General features: G+C 70.3%; 15 protein-coding genes and 1 pseudogene. 10 read left to right on the top strand and 6 right to left on the bottom strand.

All coding sequences use genetic code 11. The features are described from left to right. Positions 1 to 10: 10 nt before the first annotated feature. Positions 11 to 1408, bottom strand: coding sequence for a Tat pathway signal sequence domain protein (locus ACWIF2_RS28320; RefSeq protein ID WP_454363618.1), 1398 nt, complete (start codon positions 1406 to 1408; stop codon positions 11 to 13). A 183-nt stretch (positions 1409 to 1591) separates the two neighbouring features. On the opposite strand from ACWIF2_RS28320, the pseudogene ACWIF2_RS28315 reads away from it, so the two are divergent. After that, positions 1592 to 1918, top strand: a pseudogene (locus ACWIF2_RS28315) (sensor histidine kinase); the annotation flags it as partial. Positions 1919 to 1954: 36 nt separating this feature from the next. Here the strand turns inward: ACWIF2_RS28315 and ACWIF2_RS28310 are convergent. From ACWIF2_RS28310 to ACWIF2_RS28290, 5 genes are all read right to left on the bottom strand, one after another. After that, positions 1955 to 2236 carry a hypothetical protein gene (locus tag ACWIF2_RS28310; RefSeq protein ID WP_454363617.1) on the bottom strand — a complete coding sequence of 94 codons (282 nt, stop codon included), beginning with the start codon at positions 2234 to 2236 and terminating at the stop codon, positions 1955 to 1957. A gap of 265 nt (positions 2237 to 2501) precedes the next feature. Then, complete coding sequence (locus tag ACWIF2_RS28305; protein WP_454363616.1) at positions 2502 to 3815, bottom strand: MFS transporter; 1314 nt, start codon at positions 3813 to 3815, stop codon at positions 2502 to 2504. An 86-nt stretch (positions 3816 to 3901) separates the two neighbouring features. Further along, a complete protein-coding gene (locus ACWIF2_RS28300) occupies positions 3902 to 4801 on the bottom strand; it encodes a dihydrodipicolinate synthase family protein (protein WP_454363615.1) in 900 nt (299 codons plus the stop codon). Between the two features lie 95 nt (positions 4802 to 4896). After that, a complete protein-coding gene (locus ACWIF2_RS28295; RefSeq protein WP_454363614.1) occupies positions 4897 to 5604 on the bottom strand; it encodes a B3/B4 domain-containing protein in 708 nt (235 codons plus the stop codon). 38 nt (positions 5605 to 5642) lie between these two features. Continuing rightward, positions 5643 to 6479 (bottom strand): EamA family transporter, encoded by an 837-nt coding sequence (locus ACWIF2_RS28290; RefSeq protein WP_454363613.1) that lies wholly within the window; start codon positions 6477 to 6479, stop codon positions 5643 to 5645. A 120-nt stretch (positions 6480 to 6599) separates the two neighbouring features. On the opposite strand from ACWIF2_RS28290, the gene ACWIF2_RS28285 reads away from it, so the two are divergent. The 9 genes from ACWIF2_RS28285 to ACWIF2_RS28245 all read left to right on the top strand — a co-directional run bounded on the left by ACWIF2_RS28285 (position 6600) and on the right by ACWIF2_RS28245 (position 17441). Further along, a complete protein-coding gene (locus ACWIF2_RS28285) occupies positions 6600 to 7184 on the top strand; it encodes a helix-turn-helix domain-containing protein (RefSeq protein ID WP_454363612.1) in 585 nt (194 codons plus the stop codon). A gap of 231 nt (positions 7185 to 7415) precedes the next feature. Then, on the top strand, positions 7416 to 9257 hold the full coding sequence (locus tag ACWIF2_RS28280; RefSeq protein WP_454363611.1) for an APC family permease: 1842 nt from the start codon (positions 7416 to 7418) through the stop codon (positions 9255 to 9257). 89 nt (positions 9258 to 9346) lie between these two features. Next, entirely contained in the window at positions 9347 to 9508 is a 162-nt protein-coding gene (locus tag ACWIF2_RS28275) for a hypothetical protein (protein ID WP_454363610.1), read from the top strand. Further along, complete coding sequence (kdpF, locus tag ACWIF2_RS28270; protein ID WP_046702884.1) at positions 9505 to 9594, top strand: K(+)-transporting ATPase subunit F; 90 nt, start codon at positions 9505 to 9507, stop codon at positions 9592 to 9594. Before ACWIF2_RS28275 ends, kdpF begins: the two co-directional genes overlap by 4 nt. Before the next feature lie 8 nt (positions 9595 to 9602). After that, entirely contained in the window at positions 9603 to 11279 is a 1677-nt protein-coding gene (kdpA, locus tag ACWIF2_RS28265; RefSeq protein ID WP_454363609.1) for a potassium-transporting ATPase subunit KdpA, read from the top strand. Beyond that, entirely contained in the window at positions 11279 to 13411 is a 2133-nt protein-coding gene (gene kdpB, locus ACWIF2_RS28260) for a potassium-transporting ATPase subunit KdpB (RefSeq protein WP_454363608.1), read from the top strand. Before kdpA ends, kdpB begins: the two co-directional genes overlap by 1 nt. Before the next feature lie 5 nt (positions 13412 to 13416). Then, positions 13417 to 14085 (top strand): potassium-transporting ATPase subunit C, encoded by a 669-nt coding sequence (locus ACWIF2_RS28255; RefSeq protein ID WP_454363607.1) that lies wholly within the window; start codon positions 13417 to 13419, stop codon positions 14083 to 14085. Positions 14086 to 14218: 133 nt separating this feature from the next. Next, entirely contained in the window at positions 14219 to 14902 is a 684-nt protein-coding gene (locus tag ACWIF2_RS28250; protein ID WP_454363606.1) for a response regulator, read from the top strand. A 1-nt stretch (position 14903) separates the two neighbouring features. Continuing rightward, a complete protein-coding gene (locus ACWIF2_RS28245; protein ID WP_454363605.1) occupies positions 14904 to 17441 on the top strand; it encodes a DUF4118 domain-containing protein in 2538 nt (845 codons plus the stop codon). The last annotated feature ends 46 nt before the right edge of the window (positions 17442 to 17487 follow it).

Below are 17487 nucleotides of genomic sequence, written 5' to 3'. Positions count from 1 at the left end.
GGGCAGCCCTTCACGCCTGAAGCGGATTGAAGCGCGCCACAGCCATCAGGTACCACGCGGTCGCCCCCGTGTGCCGGTACGGGTAGTAGCCGAAGCCGAACCCGGTGTCCAGCGGACTGCTCGCGGACACCACACCGCAGCGCTCGGGAAGCGCCCGGCCGCCTACGGTCTGAGCGCCGCCCAGCAGATCCTGGGCCTGCTCGATCGAGGCGATCAGGCGCCGGGCACGTGCCTCGTCGCCGTGGGCCCGCCGGTCTCGCAGGGCGAGCGCGAGATGAGCCGTTCCCTCGAACCACACCCCGTTGCGGTCGGGCCTGGGCTGCCCCTCGGCGATCGGCGCGTCCTCGTTCGCCACGAGACTCGCCGAGCTGAAGGTGACACCCTCGTACGACTGCCCCGCGGGCACAGTGCTGTTCGCTCGCCCGGCATGATCCAGGACGGCCAGCTCGCCCGCGGCCCAGTCCAGCGAACGCGAGTGACCACGGCCGCGGGAGCCGAGGGCGAGATGGGTCCAGGTCTGTGTGTCCTCCGGGATCGGGGACCTGTTGACGGTCACGCCGTCGTTCGTGCCGGTGTAGAAGAAGCCCCCGGACGGCTCCCACATCCGCCGCACGAACGCCTCGGCCCGCCCGCGCCGCTCCAGCCACACCCGGTCCCCGGTGAGCCGGGCGAGCCGGCCGAAGAGACACACCAGGTCCGTGTTGTGCTCGGTGGAGGTGAACGGCAGCTTCTGGTTGGCCCCGTCCACCCCGAACTTGTAGCCGCCGAGCGGCTCGTCGGTCCGGCCGGTGCGCTCGATCCACTCGCCGATCCGTACGGCACCGGCGAGGAAACTGCGCGCCCCGGTACGGCGGGCGAGCGCGCTGAGCGCGATCCCGGCCCAGGCCATGTCGCCCACGGCCGTGCCGGTGAAGCCGAACTGCGTACCCACGTTGGCGCTACCGTCCGCCCGGACGAAGCCGTCGGGCTGCAGTGAGCCGTCGTAGAAGGTGTACGGCCCGACGTTGTAGGCCTGCCGGAGCCTGCCGTCGTCGTAGGCCGGATCGTGTGTCTGGGCGTAGAGCAGGGCGTCGCCCAACGCGGTGGCCCGGGTCAGGCCGTCGGTGGTCCGGCCCGCGAGGTGGGCCAGGATCGCGAGGGCGTTGTCGTAGGTGAAGGCAGTGCTGAACAGGCCGGCCTGGTCGGTATAGCTCTGGGTCAGGCGGATGCGGCCGTGGTCGGGGTAGGCGTCCATGGCGGCGGCGAGGAAGACGCGTCCCCGGGCCGGGGCCGATCCCCGGCCGACGCGGGCCGATCCGGCCGCCATGGCCTGCCCGGAGCCGGCCGCGGCCAGCCCCAGGGCGCTGATGCCGAGTCCGGCACCGATGAGCGAACGCCGACTGAACGCCGGGCCCTGTCTGCCAGTCATGTGACTCCCTTGAGAGCGCTCTCAATCCTGCGCGCCTATTCTGCTGAGGCCCTGAGAGCGGGTCAACGCCCTGAGCTTGCCTTTGGCCGGCCCGCGCACACCTCGGCGATTCCGGCGCCCATCTGCCCGCCGCCGACCACGCCGACGCACCGGATACTGCGGCAACTCTCCCGTCAGGGCGGTCCGCTCGCCGCCGGCTGGGCCGTCGTCGCCTCCCTGCGCAGCCGCGACGTGGAGTTCTCCCCGGAAGACCGTGACGGACTCCTCGCCACCGCCGACGAGTCCATGGCCAAACTCAACCGCCTGGTGGAGAACCTCCTCGACCTCAGCCGACTGGAGGCGGGTGCCCTCACCCTGAACCTGCGCCCCATCTCTCTGGAGGAGGTGCTGCCCGTGGCGCTGACGGACGTACCCGGGGATCGGGGGCCCGGCCTGCCGCCCGACGGCCGGGAGCGGCTCTTCGAGCCCTTCCAGCGGCTCGGTGACACCGACAACACCACCGGCCTCGGGCCGAGCGGGGGAGGCGCGTGATGAGCACAGCGACGCTCACTCCAGTCCGGAAGCCCTGAACACGGCGTGGGCGGTCTCCCGCTCCACCCGCCGCGAGATGCTCCGCAAGACGGTCACACCGCACAGCAACAGGCCGTCGGCAGCGGACTCTTGCGCACCTTCGTCCAGAAGGAACCACAGCCGCGGATCTCGCACCAGAACCTCGGGGTCGATCTCGACGCGGCCTCCCAGGGCGTCCCGCAGCAGGAGCCGCTGGGAGACGCCGTCCAGGCAGCGGACCGACACCAGCAGGTCCGTCCGCACGCGCTGCTCGCGCATCAGCCGACGCGAAGCAGCTCCCGCCCGCGGACACCCGGGCCGGACACAGTACGACGAAGAGAACCGTCGCGCACGTCATCACGGCGTTCCATGGAGGTGACGCCAGTGACCGGTCGGGTCCGGTCGGCGCACCTTGACGCGGCTCTGACGGACATCCAGCGCTTTCTTGCCTCTTGCCTCTTGACCGTGGGCCGATCCCGGCCGGTCGGCGGCCTTGGCGCTGGCGCTGGCGCTGGTGCGAATGCAACGGAGCGTCATCCAACGCCTATCCGCGGTTTGAGCAGCCGCGTGTACGGGTTCCAGGCCCAGTCTGGTGCGCTCGCCCGCTCTCGGGCTCGGTCCGCGAGGAAGCAGGGCGGGGGCGATGGTTGCGCCGGCGGCGGGGGCGTTGGCGCTCCACGAAGGAGAGCAGGGTGCTGGTGAGGGTGAGGGTGAGGGCGGTGGCCAAGAGAAGGGGGAGGAGGACACTGGTGCCGATGAGGGCGCCGGCTGCTGCTGTTCCGGCTGATCCGGCGGTGATCTTGAGCGCGCCGACCCAGACGAAGATCTGTCCGCGGGCGTTGTCGGGGGCGTATTCGTTGCGGGCGGCGAGAGTGGCGGCGAAGAAGTTGGCGTTGGCGATGCCAGCGGCGGCGTACGCGGTGACGGCGAGCGGGAAGGAGGAGGTGAGAGTGATCAGCAGGAGGGTGACGGCGACGGTGGCGGCGAGGCGGGTGGTGAGCCGGTCTGCTTCGGTGCGTGCGGGGCGGATCATGACGCCTGCGGATCCGGCGAGGTTGCCCAGGCCGTAGGCGGCGGTCAGGATGCCGGCCGCGGCGGCGCTGACGCCGAGAGTGTGTGTGCTGGAGACGGCGGTGACGGGAAGGGCGGCGACGCTGAAGGCGACGGTCACGGTCAGATACAGCGTGCGGCGCAGGGGCCCGGAGGTGAGGATGCCCGTGAGGGTACGGATGGGGCGGGGCACGTCCGCAGCCGAGCCGGGAGGTGGAGCGTAGGGCAAGAAGCGGATGACGGCGGCGGCGACGTAGCACCCGGCGGCCAGAGTGAGCGCGGCGGTGGCGGGTGAGGCCCAGGCGGAGACGGCGGCGACGAGGGTGGGGCCGACGGTGCCGCCGATGCCGTAGGTGGCCACATCCCAGCCCTGGGCGCGGCGTTGACGTTGCCGGCTGCGGCCGGCGATGGCGGGCAGGCGGCTGCTGATGCCTCCGGTGAGCAAGGGCCCGAACAGTCCGGAGACGATCAGCAGGGCAGCGGTGACGACAGGGTGCGTGTGGGGGTAGAGCAGAACTGCGGCGGCCAGGGTGGTGCCGTGCGCGAGGGAGGCTGCGGCGATGACGGTGCGGCTGTCGCGGGCGGTGTCCAGGCTGCGGGCGACGAAGGGGCCCAGGAGGTGGGGTGCGGTGATGCAGGCGCCCAGGGCGCCGGCCAGCCGGCCCGAGCCGCCGGTGGTGTTGACCATCAGCACGATCGCCACGACGGCGCCGCCGTCGGAGGTGCGGGCCAGGGTCGCCGCGATGACGTAGCGGGCCAGTGGGCCCCAGCCGGGCTCGTCGACGGAGTGATCGGTGCTTGGGCGCATGGGCCGCGCGCGCTCCTGTATGGATGTCGGGCGGAGGGATGGCTGGAGCGCCGCCCTCGCCTGTGCACGAAGGTGGCAGCGGGCTGTCAGGTGTGGAGCTGGAGCTGGTCGATGACCGTGGCGAGGTGGGCGCGCTCCATGGCGTCCAGGCCCTGAAGCGGCAGGGGGAGGTTGCGGTGGGCGGTCAGGCCCAGGTGGGCGGCGGCTGCGGCGACGACCCGTAGGGAGCCGCCGTGCCGGGCGAACAGGTCCCACAGGGGCTGGAGGCGCTGGGATTCCTCGAGTGCCCGCTCGTGCCGGCCGGCCTGGGCTGCGCGGGTGAGGGCGAGTGCCGGCTCGGGGAAGGTGCCGCCGATCACCGAGTACCAGGCGTCGCAGCCGGCGTTCAGGCCCCTGGCTGCGGCCGCGTCTCCGCTGATTCCCACCGTCACCGTGTCGGGCAGGAGCCGGCGCAGGTGCTCGACCCGGGCCCGGGCTTCGGCAGGGCCGGCGGGAAGCGAGGGGATCTTGATGGATGCCACCCGCGGCAGCCAGGCCAGACGGGTGTACAGCTCGTCGGTGAAGGTGAAGTGCGTGGTGCCCGGGTTGTCGTAGATCACCAGGGGGATCGACAGGTTCGCGGTGACCTCCTCGAACAGGCCGAAGACGTCGTCGTCGGTCAGCGGCTGGTACGACACCGGCGCCAGCAGCACGCCGGCGGCCCCGACCTGCTGCGCGTCCTCGGCCGCCTGGAGCACCTGGCGGGTGCGCAGCGCCCCGATGCCGACGATGACCGGAACCCCGTCGGCGTGCTCGACCGCGATCCGGGCGACACGGGCGCGTTCCTCGCGGGTCAGGTAGGCGTAGGAGCCGGTGGAGCCCAGCGCCCCGATCGAGTCGACACCCGCGGCGGCGAGCCGGTCGACCAGCGCGGCGAAGGCCTTCTCGTCGACGCTGCCGTTGCCGGGGACGGGAGTGAGCGGGAACGCGCTCAGACCGGTGAACAAGACGAGCCTCCAAGGGGGATGGGTGGTCCTTCGGCGGCGGGTTGTGGCCTTGCCGCCGTGTTCCTGGTGCCGGGCGGGCGGGTCAGGCGCTGTGGTCAGGTGGTGGTGTCGGGGTGTGCCGGGCTGAGGTAGCGCACGATGCTCTGCTCGCAGTGCGGCTTCAGCAGGGTCCGCAGGTCGTCGGCCGCGGCCTTGAGCAGGTGGCCGTCGCGAGTGGCAGCGACGGTCTCCAGGACGAAGGCGACGCGTGTGGAGTCCTCGGTGACGCGGGTGCGGTGGGCGTCGCGGTGGTTCCAGTGCCGTGTGAGCACGTCGGTGCTGTCGGAGTAGATGATCTCGCCGGGCTTGGGGTTCTCGGTGGTGTCGGGTTCGCCGAGCGGGGTGAAGGTCTCGGTGCCGTCGGCGTAGCGGATCTCGACCTCGCCGGTGACGTGGTCGAGATCGAAGGCGCCGGCGGGCAGGCCATGGTGGACGGAGACGGCGTTGTAGGAGTCGACGGCCGGGTTGATCCGGGGCAGAGTGCCCTTCTTGGCCATGCGGCGGCCGAGGGCGTCGACGCTGGGCCGGATGCGGCGGGGGTTGGTGCCGAAGGAGCGGTAGGTGGCGTGCCACGCCTCGATGCGGGGGTCGCTCTCGTCGGCGGGCTGCCAGGCGCCGTCGGCGAGTTGGGCCTCGAGGTCCTCCAAAGCGGCGGCGGTGGCGGGCCAGGGCTCGCCACCGCGCAGGCCGGTGGCGGTGACGACGGCGATGAGGGCGTCGGGGAAGGCGTCGGCGACAGCGGGGCTGATACGGAAGTCGGTCATCAGGTGGTCCGTTCAGGGAAAGCGGCTGGGCGGGCAGGTCAGGTGAGGGCGAGGAGGCTGACGGCGACGGCGGCGGTGCCCAAGCCGATCAGCTGACCGCGGTGGATCCGCTCGGCGAGGACGCTGCGGGCGAGCAGGACGGTGCCGGCCGGGTACAGGGCGATGATCACGGCGACCACGGCCAGGTCGCCGCTGCGGGCGGCGAGCAGGAACAGCAGATTGGCCACCGAGTCCAGCACGCCGGCCGTCGCCGACATCGCGTACGCGGGCTTCTCCGAGCCCAGCCGCCTGAACATCAGGCCGGCAGCGGCCAGAGTGACCGCGGACGAGACGGCGCGGCCGATGATCAGTGGGCCGACGCCGCTGTCGGACGGCGCCTGGTGAAGGAAGACCAGCTGCAGGGCGATGGCGGCCCCGGCACCGAAGGCCAACAGCAGAGCCGTGCTCGAGGGCCGGGCCGACTTCGCGCCGTGCCCGGCGCTGACCAGCACCACGGCCGCCATCGCCAGCGGCAGGCCGATCAGCCCGGCCGGGCCCAGGCGCTCGCCCTGCACCAGGCCCACGCCGACCGGCAGCATCGCGGAGACCAGCGCGGTGATGGGGGAGAGGACGTTCATCGGGCCGATTGCCAGCGTGCGGTAGAGCAGGGTGAACGCGGCGGCAGAGGCGACTCCGGAGGCGGCGCCCCAGGCGAGCGTCGCGGGAGCGAAGGAGGCGCCGAGGACGGGCCACAGCAGCAGTTCGACGGTGAGCGAGGCCGGAGCGGCGATCATTACGGTGCGCAGAACGTGGGCCTTGCGGGCGCCGAGGCCGCCGAGGAAGTCGGCGCATCCGTAGGCCAGGGAGCTGCCCAGAGCCAGCAGCAGAGCGATCACAGGTGGTACATCCCTTACTATCAATGGAACGACTGCACCGTACAACGCACCGACCGGCAGTCGTCAACCGAACGACCGCGCGGTGCAGTGAAATGATCCACCGCCTGAAGGGTGACAGCGATGGCCGAGACCGAGGCGGCACTGCGGACGCTCGCGCACAACGTCCGCGCGGCCCGCACCCGAGCAGGACTGTCCCTGGACGAACTCGGCCGCCGCGCCAAGGTCAGCAAGGGCGCCCTGGTGGCCCTGGAGAAAGCCCAGGGCAACCCGAACTTCGCCACCTTGGTCCGCCTCGCCGACACGCTAGGCATCTCGGTGTCCGCGCTGATGGAAGGACCGGCCGAAGGCCGTGTCCGGGTGGTGTCCGCCGATGCCGTCATGCCCTTGTGGGCCGGGGACAAGGGTGGGGAGGCGCGGCTCATGCTGACCACGTCGGGACCGGCCCCGGTCGAGGTCTGGCGCTGGAAACTGGAACCGGGCGAGGAGTACCCCAGTCACCCGCACCAGGCCGGTGTCGTGGAGACCGTCAGTGTCACCGCCGGGCAGATGGTGCTCGTCGTCGACGGCACCGCGCATCCCGTGGAGGCCGGGCAGACCGCCACCTTCGACGGCGACGCCCCCCACACCTACCGCGGCTCGGGTGCCGGGACCTGCCACCTGATCATGACCGTTCACATTCCGCCCGGCCCTGGCTCTGCGAACTGATCCGCGTAGCAGGACAGCCGCCGCGCAGGTGCGCCCAGGCCACCGCCGAGGCTGAACTTGCTTCTGCAGTCGCCCACGTCACCCGCCCGTCAAGGCCGCGTCAAGGTTGGCCGGTTGGGCGCGAAGATGCCGCAAGGAACCGTCGGACGTGGCGGGAAACGGACCCAGTGTGGATGCGACCGCGCACATGTCAGCCCTCGTGCGCGGCCGAGGAAGAAGGAGCCCGCATCCATGTCCGTCCTGACCACCGAGCCGAATGCCGTCCCCGCCGACGAGGAGCCGCCTGATACCGGTGAGCGCCACCGGCTGACGTCCGTCACCGGCCTTGCCGCCCTCTCGCTGGACGCGATGGCGTCGGTGGCGTACGGCCCCGAGGCGATCGTCCAAGTCCTGGCCGCCGCGGGTGCGCACGGCTTGGGCTTCACCATGCCGGTGACGCTGGCCATCGCCGCCCTGCTGGCGGTGCTGGTGGCGTCGTACCGGCAGGTGATCGCGGCTTTCCCCGACGGCGGCGGCTCTTACGCGGTCGCGAAGACCCACCTGGGTGCGCGCACGAGTCTGGTGGCGGCGGCCTCGCTGGTCCTGGACTACGTCCTGAACGTCGCCGTGGCCGTCACGGCCGGGGTGGCGGCGCTGACCTCCGCCTTCCCGGCGCTTTATGACCACCGGCTGTGGCTGTGCCTGGCGGTGCTCGCCCTGATCACCGGGGTCAACCTGCGCGGGATCGTGGAGTCCGCCGAGGCGTTCATCGTGCCGACGGTCGTCTTCGTCGGCTCGATCTTCGTCCTCATCGCCGTCGGGTTGTTCCGCTCCGAACCCGTGAGCACAGCGACCGCGGCCGGACACGCCTCGGTCCTCGCGGACAACGCCACCACCGTAGGCGCGCTGCTCCTGCTGAAAGCTTTCGCCTCCGGTTGTGCCGCACTGACGGGGGTCGAGGCCATCGCCAACGCCGTCCCCTCCTTCCGGGTCCCGCGTGCCAAGCGGGCCCAGCGCGCGGAAGTCGCTCTCGGGGCCGTCCTCGGTGTGATGCTCATCGGCCTGTCGGTGCTGATCGGCCGTTTCCATCTACAGCCGGTCGAGGGCGTCACGGTCCTCGCCCAGCTCGTGGACGCCTCGCTCGGCCACAACTGGGCTTTCTACGTCATCCAGTTCGCGACCATGATCCTGCTGGCCCTCTCGGCGAATACCTCCTTCGGGGGCCTGCCGGTGCTGCTGAAGCTGTTGGCCCGCGACAACTACACGCCGCACGTGTTCGCCCTGAAGGCGGACCGCCAGGTCCACCGGCACGGTGTCCTGGCCCTGGCCCTCGTCTCGGCCGCGCTGCTCGTCTTCTCGGGCGGCGACACCAACACCCTCGTGCCGCTCTTCGCGATCGGCGTCTTCGTCGGCTTCACCATCGCGCAGGTGGGCATGGTCCGGCACTGGCGACTGGAGCGGGGGAGGGGATGGCGAGGCAAGGCGCTCCTCAACGGCTTCGGCGCCCTGCTCACCGGTGTCGCCACCGTCGTCGTCACTGTGGAGAAGTTCCGGGAGGGCGCCTGGCTGATCGTGATCGCCCTGCCGCTGCTCGTGGTCGCCTTCGAGACCGTACACCGCGCCTACGGCCGGATCGGCGAGCGGCTCGGCCTCGGCCGCATCCCGGAAGCCCCGCACCGCGAGCGCTCCCTGGTGATCGTCCCCGTCTCGTCCCTGTCCAGGCTGACCTCGGAGGCCCTCACGGCCGCCGCCTCCCTCGGTGACGACGTCCGCGCGGTGACCGTCTGCTACCCGGACCCTGAGGACCGGGCCCAGATGCACGCCCTGGAACGCTCCTGGGCGGCGTGGGACCCCGGGGTGCCCCTGGTGCGGCTGGCGAGCGAGCGGCGCAGCCTGGGCCGCCCGATCGCCGCCTACGTCCGTGAGGTGGCCGCCGCCGAGCCGGGCACGCAGGTCACCGTGCTGATCCCGGAGACCGAGCCGGAGCGGCTGTGGCAGCGGTTGCTGCAGAACCAGCGGGGCGCTGTCGTCGCGCACACCGTGCGGCGGGAGACGGACGCGGTGATCTGCCGGCTGCGCTTCCGGCTCCTCTGAGCCCTCTGCGCGGTTCCTGCTCCCCGCTACGGCTCAGGCGGCGTAAGAGACCCGTCAAAGGCGTGGGCCGCGCCGTAAGGGAGCCGTCAATGGCCGATCCGATCAGGCCAAAGAGGAGCTTTCCTCTAGTCGTCCGTACACACCGAACCTCACTCCAGGAGTTCGCGATGGCCGATCTGGCCTTCGTCCTCGCCACGATCGCGGGTTTCGCGCTGGTGGCTCTCGTCGCCAAGGGGGTGACGAAGCTGTGACCGTCGAGAACGTTGTCGGTCTGGTCGTGGCCGTCGCCCTGCTGGGCTATCTCGTCCTCGCTCTGCTTTTCCCGGAGAGGTTCTGAGATCGGCTATGGGTCCCGTACTCGCGGGCGTGCTCCAGTTGCTCGCCCTGATCGCCGCGCTCGCGCTCGTCTACAAGCCTCTGGGCAGCTACATGGCCAAGGTCTACTCCTCCGACAAGCACTGGCGTGTCGAGAAGTGGATCTACAAGGGCATCGGCGCCAACCCCGACTCCGAGATGCGCTGGACCGCGTACTTGCGCGGTGTCCTCGCCTTCTCCGTGGTAGGCGTCCTCTTCCTCTACCTGCTCCAGCGGATCCAGGGCGTCCTGCCCGGCTCGCTCGGCTTCTCCGCCATCGACTCGGACCAGGCGTTCAACACCGCCGTGTCCTTCGTGACCAACACGAACTGGCAGTCGTACTACGGCGAGCAGGCCATGGGCCACGTCGTGCAGACCGCGGGTCTGGCCGTGCAGAACTTCGTCTCCGCGGCCGTCGGCATCGCCGTCGCGGTGGCCCTCGTACGCGGTTTCGCGCGCTCGCGCACAGGTGAGCTGGGCAATTTCTGGGCCGACCTGGTGCGCGGCACCGTCCGCATCCTGGTGCCGCTCGCCGCCGTCGCGGCGGTCGTCCTGGTCGCCTGCGGCGCGATCCAGAACTTCTCCGGCATCCACGAGGTCGGCCAATTCTTCAATGGGCACAGCATGGGCGGCTCGCAGCAGTGGAACGGCGGCGCGGTCGCCTCGCAGGAGGCCATCAAGGAGCTGGGCACCAACGGTGGCGGTTACTTCAACGCCAACAGCGCCCACCCGTTCGAGAACCCCACCCCGTTCTCGAACCTCTTCGAGATCTTCCTGATCCTCGTCATCCCGTTCGCCCTGACCCGGACCTTCGGCCTCATGGTCGGCTCGGTCAAGCAGGGCTACGCGATCCTCGCGACCATGGCCACCATCTGGATCGGCTTCACGGCCCTGATGATGTGGACCGAGTTCGCCCACCACGGCCCGGCGTTCGACATCGCGGGCGGGGCGTACGAGGGCAAGGAGCTCCGCTTCGGCGTCGGCGGCTCGTCGATCTTCGCGACGGCCACCACGCTCACGTCGACCGGTGCCGTGGACTCCTTCCACTCGTCCTTCACCGGCCTCGGCGGCGGCATCACCATGCTCGGCATGATGCTGGGCGAGATCGCGCCCGGCGGTACCGGCTCCGGCCTCTACGGCATGCTGATCATGGCGATCATCGCGGTGTTCATCGCCGGCCTGATGGTCGGCCGCACCCCCGAGTACCTGGGCAAGAAGATCGGCACCCGCGAGATCAAGCTGTCCGCCTGCTACATCCTGATCACGCCGGCCCTGGTCCTCGTGTTCACCGCCCTCGCGATGGCGCTGCCGACCCCGGCGAACTCCATGACCAACAGCGGTGCGCACGGATTCTCCGAGATCCTCTACGCCTACACGTCCGCCTCCAACAACAACGGCTCGGCCTTCGCCGGTCTGAACGCGGACACGCAGTGGTTCAACAGCACGCTCGGCCTCTGCATGCTGTTCGGCCGTTTCCTGCCGATGGTGTTCGTGCTGGCGCTGGCCGGTTCGCTGGCCGAGCAGAAGCCGGTACCGGCCACCGCGGGCACGCTGCGCACCGACAAGCCCCTGTACGCGGGCCTGCTCGTCGGCACGATCATCATCATCACCGGTCTGACGTACTTCCCGGCCCTCGCGCTGGGACCGCTGGCCGAGGGGCTGGCGTGATGACCACCCGCATAGAGAAGCAAGAGGACTCGATGTCCACAGCCACTCCGACCCGGGCGCCGCACAGCGACGTACCCACCGGGCACAAGTCCCCCGAGGGCCGTGTCGGCGCGGGCCTCTTCGATCCGAAGCAGCTGGTCAAGTCGCTGCCGGAGGCCTTCCGCAAGCTCGACCCGCGGGTGATGGTCAAGTCCCCCGTGATGTTCGTGGTGTGGATCGGCTCGGTCCTGACGACCGTCTTCTCCTTCAAAGACCCGGGCGACTGGTTCGGCTGGACCATCAGCGCCTGGCTCTGGCTGACGGTGATCTTCGCCAACCTGGCGGAGGCGGTCGCCGAGGGCCGTGGCAAGGCGCAGGCCGACACGCTGCGCAAGGCCAAGACCGACACGGTGGCGCGCCGGCTCAACGGTTCTGTCGAAGAGCACGTGCCCGGCACCGAGCTGAGGATCGGCGACCTGGTCGTCTGCGAGGCCGGCGACATCATCCCGGGTGACGGTGACGTCGTCGAGGGCGTGGCCTCCGTCGACGAGTCGGCGATCACTGGTGAATCGGCCCCGGTCATCCGGGAGTCGGGCGGCGACCGTTCGGCGGTCACCGGCGGTACGAAAGTGCTCTCGGACCGGATCGTCATCAGGATCACGACCAAGCCGGGCGAGACCTTCATCGACCGGATGATCAATCTGGTCGAGGGCGCGGCACGCCAGAAGACGCCGAACGAGATCGCGCTGAACATCCTGCTGGCCTCGCTGACGATCGTCTTCCTGCTGGCCTGTGCCACCCTGCCGCCGCTGGCGGACTACGCCGGTACGGACCTGACGATGGTCGTGCTGGTGGCGCTGCTGGTCTGTCTGATCCCGACCACGATCGGCGCCCTGCTGTCCGCGATCGGCATCGCGGGCATGGACCGGCTGGTGCAGCGCAACGTCCTGGCGATGTCCGGCCGGGCGGTCGAGGCCGCCGGTGACGTTTCCACCCTGCTGCTCGACAAGACCGGCACCATCACCCTTGGCAACCGCCAGGCATCGGAGTTCGTGCCGGTCAGCGGGACGACGGAGGCAGAGGTCGCCGACGCCGCCCAGCTGTCGTCCCTGGCCGACGAGACGCCCGAGGGCCGCTCCATCGTCGTCCTGGCGAAGGAGAAGTACGGCCTGCGCGAGCGCGACCAGGGCGAGTTGGCCGGGGCCGAGTGGATCGCCTTCACCGCGCAGACCCGGATGTCCGGCGTGGACGTCGACGGGCGCAAGATCCGCAAGGGTGCGGCCGGTTCGGTCGTCGCCTGGGTGGCGGAGCAGGGTGGTGAAGTCGCCCAGGACGCACAGGAGTTGACCGATCGGATCTCCCAGGCGGGCGGCACACCGCTCCTGGTCGCGATCGAGGACGTCGACGGCGCGCGGGTGCTCGGCGTCATCCACCTCAAGGACGTCGTCAAGGACGGCATGCGCGAGCGGTTCGAGGAACTGCGCCGCATGGGCATCAAGACCGTCATGATCACGGGCGACAACCCGCTGACCGCGAAGGCCATCGCCGACGAGGCGGGCGTCGACGACTTCCTCGCGGAGGCGACTCCCGAGGACAAGATGGCGCTCATCAAGCGGGAGCAGGCGGGCGGCAAGCTGGTCGCGATGACCGGTGACGGCACCAACGACGCCCCGGCCCTCGCGCAGGCGGACGTCGGCGTGGCGATGAACACCGGCACGTCGGCCGCCAAGGAGGCCGGCAACATGGTCGACCTCGACTCCAACCCGACCAAGCTCATCGAGATCGTCGAGATCGGCAAGCAACTGCTGATCACCCGGGGTGCGTTGACCACGTTCTCCATCGCCAACGACGTCGCGAAGTACTTCGCGATCATCCCGGCGCTGTTCGCGGCGGTCTACCCGGGCCTGGACAAGCTCAACATCATGGGCCTGTCCTCACCGGACTCCGCGATCCTGTCCGCGGTCGTCTTCAACGCGCTGGTCATCATCGCGCTGGTGCCGCTGTCCCTGAAGGGCGTCCAGTACCGGCCGGTCAGCGCCGACAAGCTGCTGCGCCGCAACCTGACCGTCTACGGTCTCGGCGGCCTGGTCGCGCCCTTCATCGGCATCAAGCTCATCGACCTGCTCATCTCCCTCATCCCCGGAATCGGCTGATCGCGATGAACAACTCCGTATCGAACACGGCCCGGTTGCTCGGGGCGAGCCTGCGCGCCCTCCTCGTGCTGACCCTGGTGACGGGCGTCATCTACCCGCTGGTCGTCACCGGCATCGCGCAGGGGCTGTTCAACGACAAGGCGAACGGCTCCGAGATCAAGGCGGACGGCAGGGTCGTCGGCTCCTCGCTGATCGGGCAGTCGTACAACCTGCCGCTGAAGAAGGGCCAGGAGAACCCGGATCCCGATCTGAAGTGGTTCCAGGGCCGCCCGCAGAACGGCCTCGGCACCAACAGCGTCAACACCCAGTACAAGCTCATCCTGTCCGGCGCGACCAACCGGTCCGGCGACAACGAAGAGCTCATCCAGTGGGTGAAGGACGCAAAGGCCGCCGTCGTCAAGGACAACTCGACCGCCGACTACAAGGTCGAGCCGTCCGAGGTCCCCGCCGACGCGGTCACCTCCTCAGGCTCCGGCCTCGACCCGAACATCTCCCCGGCCTACGCCGACCTCCAGGTCCACCGGGTCGCTGCGAATAACGGCCTGCCCGTCGCCCAGGTCGACAAGCTGGTCGAGAACCACACCGAGGGCCGCACGCTGGGCTTCATGGGCGAGCCCCGGGTGAACGTCCTCGAACTCAACATCGCGCTCAAGGACCTCGCAGCCAAGCAGTGAGGGCCCTACGTGATCCAGAAGGGAGCCGGCGGCCCGGGAGACATCCCGGACTTGCCGGCTCCCGCCGCCATGAAGTCGGTCGCCCCGCCTCCGGCGCGCACGGCCCGACGCACGACAGGAGAGGCACACGCCCATGACCCGGGTGCTCGTGGTGGAGGACGACCCGCAGCTCGTACGGGCCCTCGTCATCAACCTGCAGGCGCGCCAGTACGGAGTGGACGCCGCCCCCGACGGCGCCACGGCCCTCCGGCTCGCCGCCGCGCGTCAGCCCGATGTGGTCCTGCTCGACCTCGGCCTGCCCGACATGGACGGCGTCGACATCATCAAGGGCCTGCGGGGCTGGAGCCGTATGCCCATCCTGGTCCTGTCCGCCCGGCAGGCGTCCGACGAGAAGGTGGCGGCGCTCGACGCGGGCGCCGACGATTACATCATCAAGCCGTTCGGCATGGACGAGCTGCTGGCCCGGCTGCGGGCCGCGGTCCGCCGTACCGAGGACGCGCCGTTCGTCCCCGAGACGACCCTCGTCGAGACAGCGGACTTCAGCATCGATCTGCTCGCCAAGAAGGTCGTCCGGAACAGCCAGGACGTGCGGCTGACGCCGACCGAGTGGCACCTGCTGGAGATCCTGGTGGTCAATCCGGGACGGCTGATCACGCAGAAGAAGCTTCTCCAGGAGGTCTGGGGCGTCTCGCAGAGCAGCAAGACCAACTATCTGCGGGTCTACATGGCCCAGCTGCGACGCAAGCTGGAGTCGGACCCCTCCCACCTCCGCTATCTGATCACCGAGCCCGGCATGGGCTACCGCTTCGAGGAATGACATGGCACGCGGCAAGCTTCGGATCTACCTCGGCGCGGCACCCGGCGTCGGCAAGACCTACGCCATGCTCTCCGAGGCACACCGGCGCCTCGAGCGCGGCACCGACTGTGTGGTCGCGTTCGTGGAGCACCACGGCCGGCCGCGCACCGAGGTGATGCTGCACGGACTGGAAGAGATCCCGCGCAGGGAACTGGATTACCGGGGCACCACCTTCACCGAGATGGACATCGATGCCGTGCTCGCCCGACGCCCCCAGGTGGCGATGGTCGACGAGCTGCCCCACAGCAATGTCCCCGGCTCCCGCAACACCAAGCGCTGGCAGGACGTGGAGGAACTGCTCGCGGCCGGCATCGATGTCGTCTCCACCGTCAACATCCAGCATCTCGAGTCGCTCGGTGACGTCGTCGAGTCGATCACCGGTGTCCGGCAGCAGGAGACCGTGCCCGACGAAGTGGTCCGCCGGGCCGACCAGATCGAGCTGGTCGACATGTCCCCGCAGGCGCTGCGGCGGCGGATGGCGCACGGCAACATCTACAAGCCGGACAAGGTTGATGCGGCCCTCTCCAACTACTTCCGTCCGGGCAACCTGACCGCCCTGCGGGAGCTGGCGCTGCTGTGGGTGGCCGACCGGGTCGACGCCTATCTCACCGAGTACCGCAACGAGCACAAGGTCTCGGCCATCTGGGGCTCGCGCGAGCGCATCGTCGTCGGCCTGACCGGCGGCCCCGAGGGCCGCACCCTGATACGCCGTGCCGCGCGACTCGCGGAGAAGGGCGCCGGCGGCGAGGTCATGGCCGTCTACATCTCCCGCAGTGACGGTCTCACCGCCGCCTCCCCGAAGGAACTCGCCGTCCAGCGCACACTGGTCGAGGACCTCGGCGGCACCTTCCACCAAGTCGTCGGCGAGGACATACCGGTGGCCCTGCTGGACTTCGCACGCGGGGTCAACGCCACCCAGATCGTCCTCGGCGTCTCCCGGCGCAAGGGCTGGCAGTACGTCTTCGGCCCCGGCGTCGGCGCGACGGTGGCCCGGGAGTCCGGCCCGGATCTCGACGTCCACCTCATCACCCACGACGAGGCAGGCAAGGGGCGCGGCCTTCCGGTGGCGCGCGGAGCACGCCTGGGACGGTCCCGGGTCATCTGGGGCTGGCTCGTCGGCGTCCTGGGCCCCGCGGTCCTCACCTGGCTCCTTGCCGGCGCCACTCCGGATGTCGGCCTCGCCAACGACATGCTGCTGTTCCTCGCCCTGACAGTGGCGTCGGCCCTGCTGGGCGGGCTCTTCCCGGCCCTGGCATCAGCGGTGGTGGGTTCCCTCCTGCTCAACTGGTACTTCACGCCGCCCGTGCACACCCTGACGATCGCCGACCCGAAGAACATCGTCGCCATCGCGATCTTCGTAGGGGTCGCCGTGTCGGTGGCCTCGGTGGTGGACCTCGCGGCCCGCCGCACCCACCAGGCGGCGCGGCTGCGTGCCGAATCGGAGATCCTCTCCTTCCTCGCGGGGAACGTCCTGCGCGGCGAAACCTCGCTCGAGGAACTGCTGGAGCGGGTCCGCGAGACCTTCGGCATGGAGTCGGTGGTCCTGCTCGAGCGGACCGACGAGACCGAGCCCTGGACCTGCGCCGGCAGTGTGGGACCCCGGCCCGCCGAGAATCCTGACGAGGGGGACGTCGACGTTCCTGTCGGAGACCACATGGCCCTGTCCCTGCGCGGCCGCGTGCTGCCCGCCGCCGACCGACGGGTGCTGGCCGCGTTCGCCGCGCAGGCCGCCGTGGTCCTGGACCGGCAGCGCCTGCAACGAGAGGCCGGCCGCGCCAAGGAACTGGCGGAAGGCAACCGCATACGGACGGCGCTGCTCGCCGCCGTCAGCCACGACCTGCGCACTCCGCTCGCCGGTATCAAGGCTGCCGTGTCCTCACTGCGCTCCGAGGACGTCGCCTGGTCCGAGGAGGACGAGGCGGAACTGCTGGAGGCCATCGAGCAGGGCGCCGACCGGCTCGACCTCCTGGTCGGCAACCTGCTCGACATGTCCCGCCTCCAGACCGGCATGGTCACCCCGATCATCCGCGAGACCGACCTCGACGAGGTGGTTCCCATGGCGCTCGGAGGAGTCCCCGGCAACAGCGTGGCACTCGACATCCCCGAGACCCTGCCCATGGTCCATGTCGACCGCGGACTGCTGGAACGAGCCGTCGCCAACGTCGTCGAGAACGCCGTCAAGTACAGCCCGCACGGCGAGAAGGTCCTGGTCTCGGCCAGCGCCCTCGCCGACCGCGTCGAGGTGAGGGTCGTCGACCGCGGACCCGGCGTACTGGACGAGGCCAAGGACCGGATCTTCGAACCCTTCCAGCGCTACGGCGACTCACCCCGGGGAGCCGGTGTCGGCCTCGGCCTCGCGGTCGCGCGCGGCTTCGCCGAGGCGGTCGGCGGCACGCTCCACGCGGAGGACACCCCCGGCGGCGGCCTCACCATGGTGCTCACGGTACGGACGGCACCCGAGCGGCGACCGCAGGAGCCGGGTCTGCCGGCCGCCTCCTGAAGGGCTCAGGCGTTGGGCGGCACGGTGTCGAACTCCCGCTGAAGAC

Source organism: Streptomyces sp. NPDC055506 (genome assembly GCF_053643595.1).
The sequence above is the reverse complement of the archived record's forward strand: the minus strand, read 5'-3'. Positions and strand labels throughout refer to the sequence as shown.

Bases quoted from the DNA above. Each gene is read 5' to 3' on its own strand.
- ACWIF2_RS28320 (WP_454363618.1), bottom strand. From the start codon at position 1,408: ATGACTGGCAGACAGGGCCCGGCGTTCAGTCGGCGTTCGCTCATCGGT.
- ACWIF2_RS28310 (WP_454363617.1), bottom strand. From the start codon at position 2,236: ATGCGCGAGCAGCGCGTGCGGACGGACCTGCTGGTGTCGGTCCGCTGC.
- ACWIF2_RS28305 (WP_454363616.1), bottom strand. From the start codon at position 3,815: ATGCGCCCAAGCACCGATCACTCCGTCGACGAGCCCGGCTGGGGCCCA.
- ACWIF2_RS28295 (WP_454363614.1), bottom strand. From the start codon at position 5,604: ATGACCGACTTCCGTATCAGCCCCGCTGTCGCCGACGCCTTCCCCGAC.
- ACWIF2_RS28285 (WP_454363612.1), top strand. From the start codon at position 6,600: ATGGCCGAGACCGAGGCGGCACTGCGGACGCTCGCGCACAACGTCCGC.
- ACWIF2_RS28280 (WP_454363611.1), top strand. From the start codon at position 7,416: ATGTCCGTCCTGACCACCGAGCCGAATGCCGTCCCCGCCGACGAGGAG.
- ACWIF2_RS28275 (WP_454363610.1), top strand. From the start codon at position 9,347: ATGGCCGATCCGATCAGGCCAAAGAGGAGCTTTCCTCTAGTCGTCCGT.
- kdpA (WP_454363609.1), top strand. From the start codon at position 9,603: ATGGGTCCCGTACTCGCGGGCGTGCTCCAGTTGCTCGCCCTGATCGCC.
- kdpB (WP_454363608.1), top strand. From the start codon at position 11,279: ATGACCACCCGCATAGAGAAGCAAGAGGACTCGATGTCCACAGCCACT.
- ACWIF2_RS28255 (WP_454363607.1), top strand. From the start codon at position 13,417: ATGAACAACTCCGTATCGAACACGGCCCGGTTGCTCGGGGCGAGCCTG.
- ACWIF2_RS28250 (WP_454363606.1), top strand. From the start codon at position 14,219: ATGACCCGGGTGCTCGTGGTGGAGGACGACCCGCAGCTCGTACGGGCC.
- ACWIF2_RS28245 (WP_454363605.1), top strand. From the start codon at position 14,904: ATGGCACGCGGCAAGCTTCGGATCTACCTCGGCGCGGCACCCGGCGTC.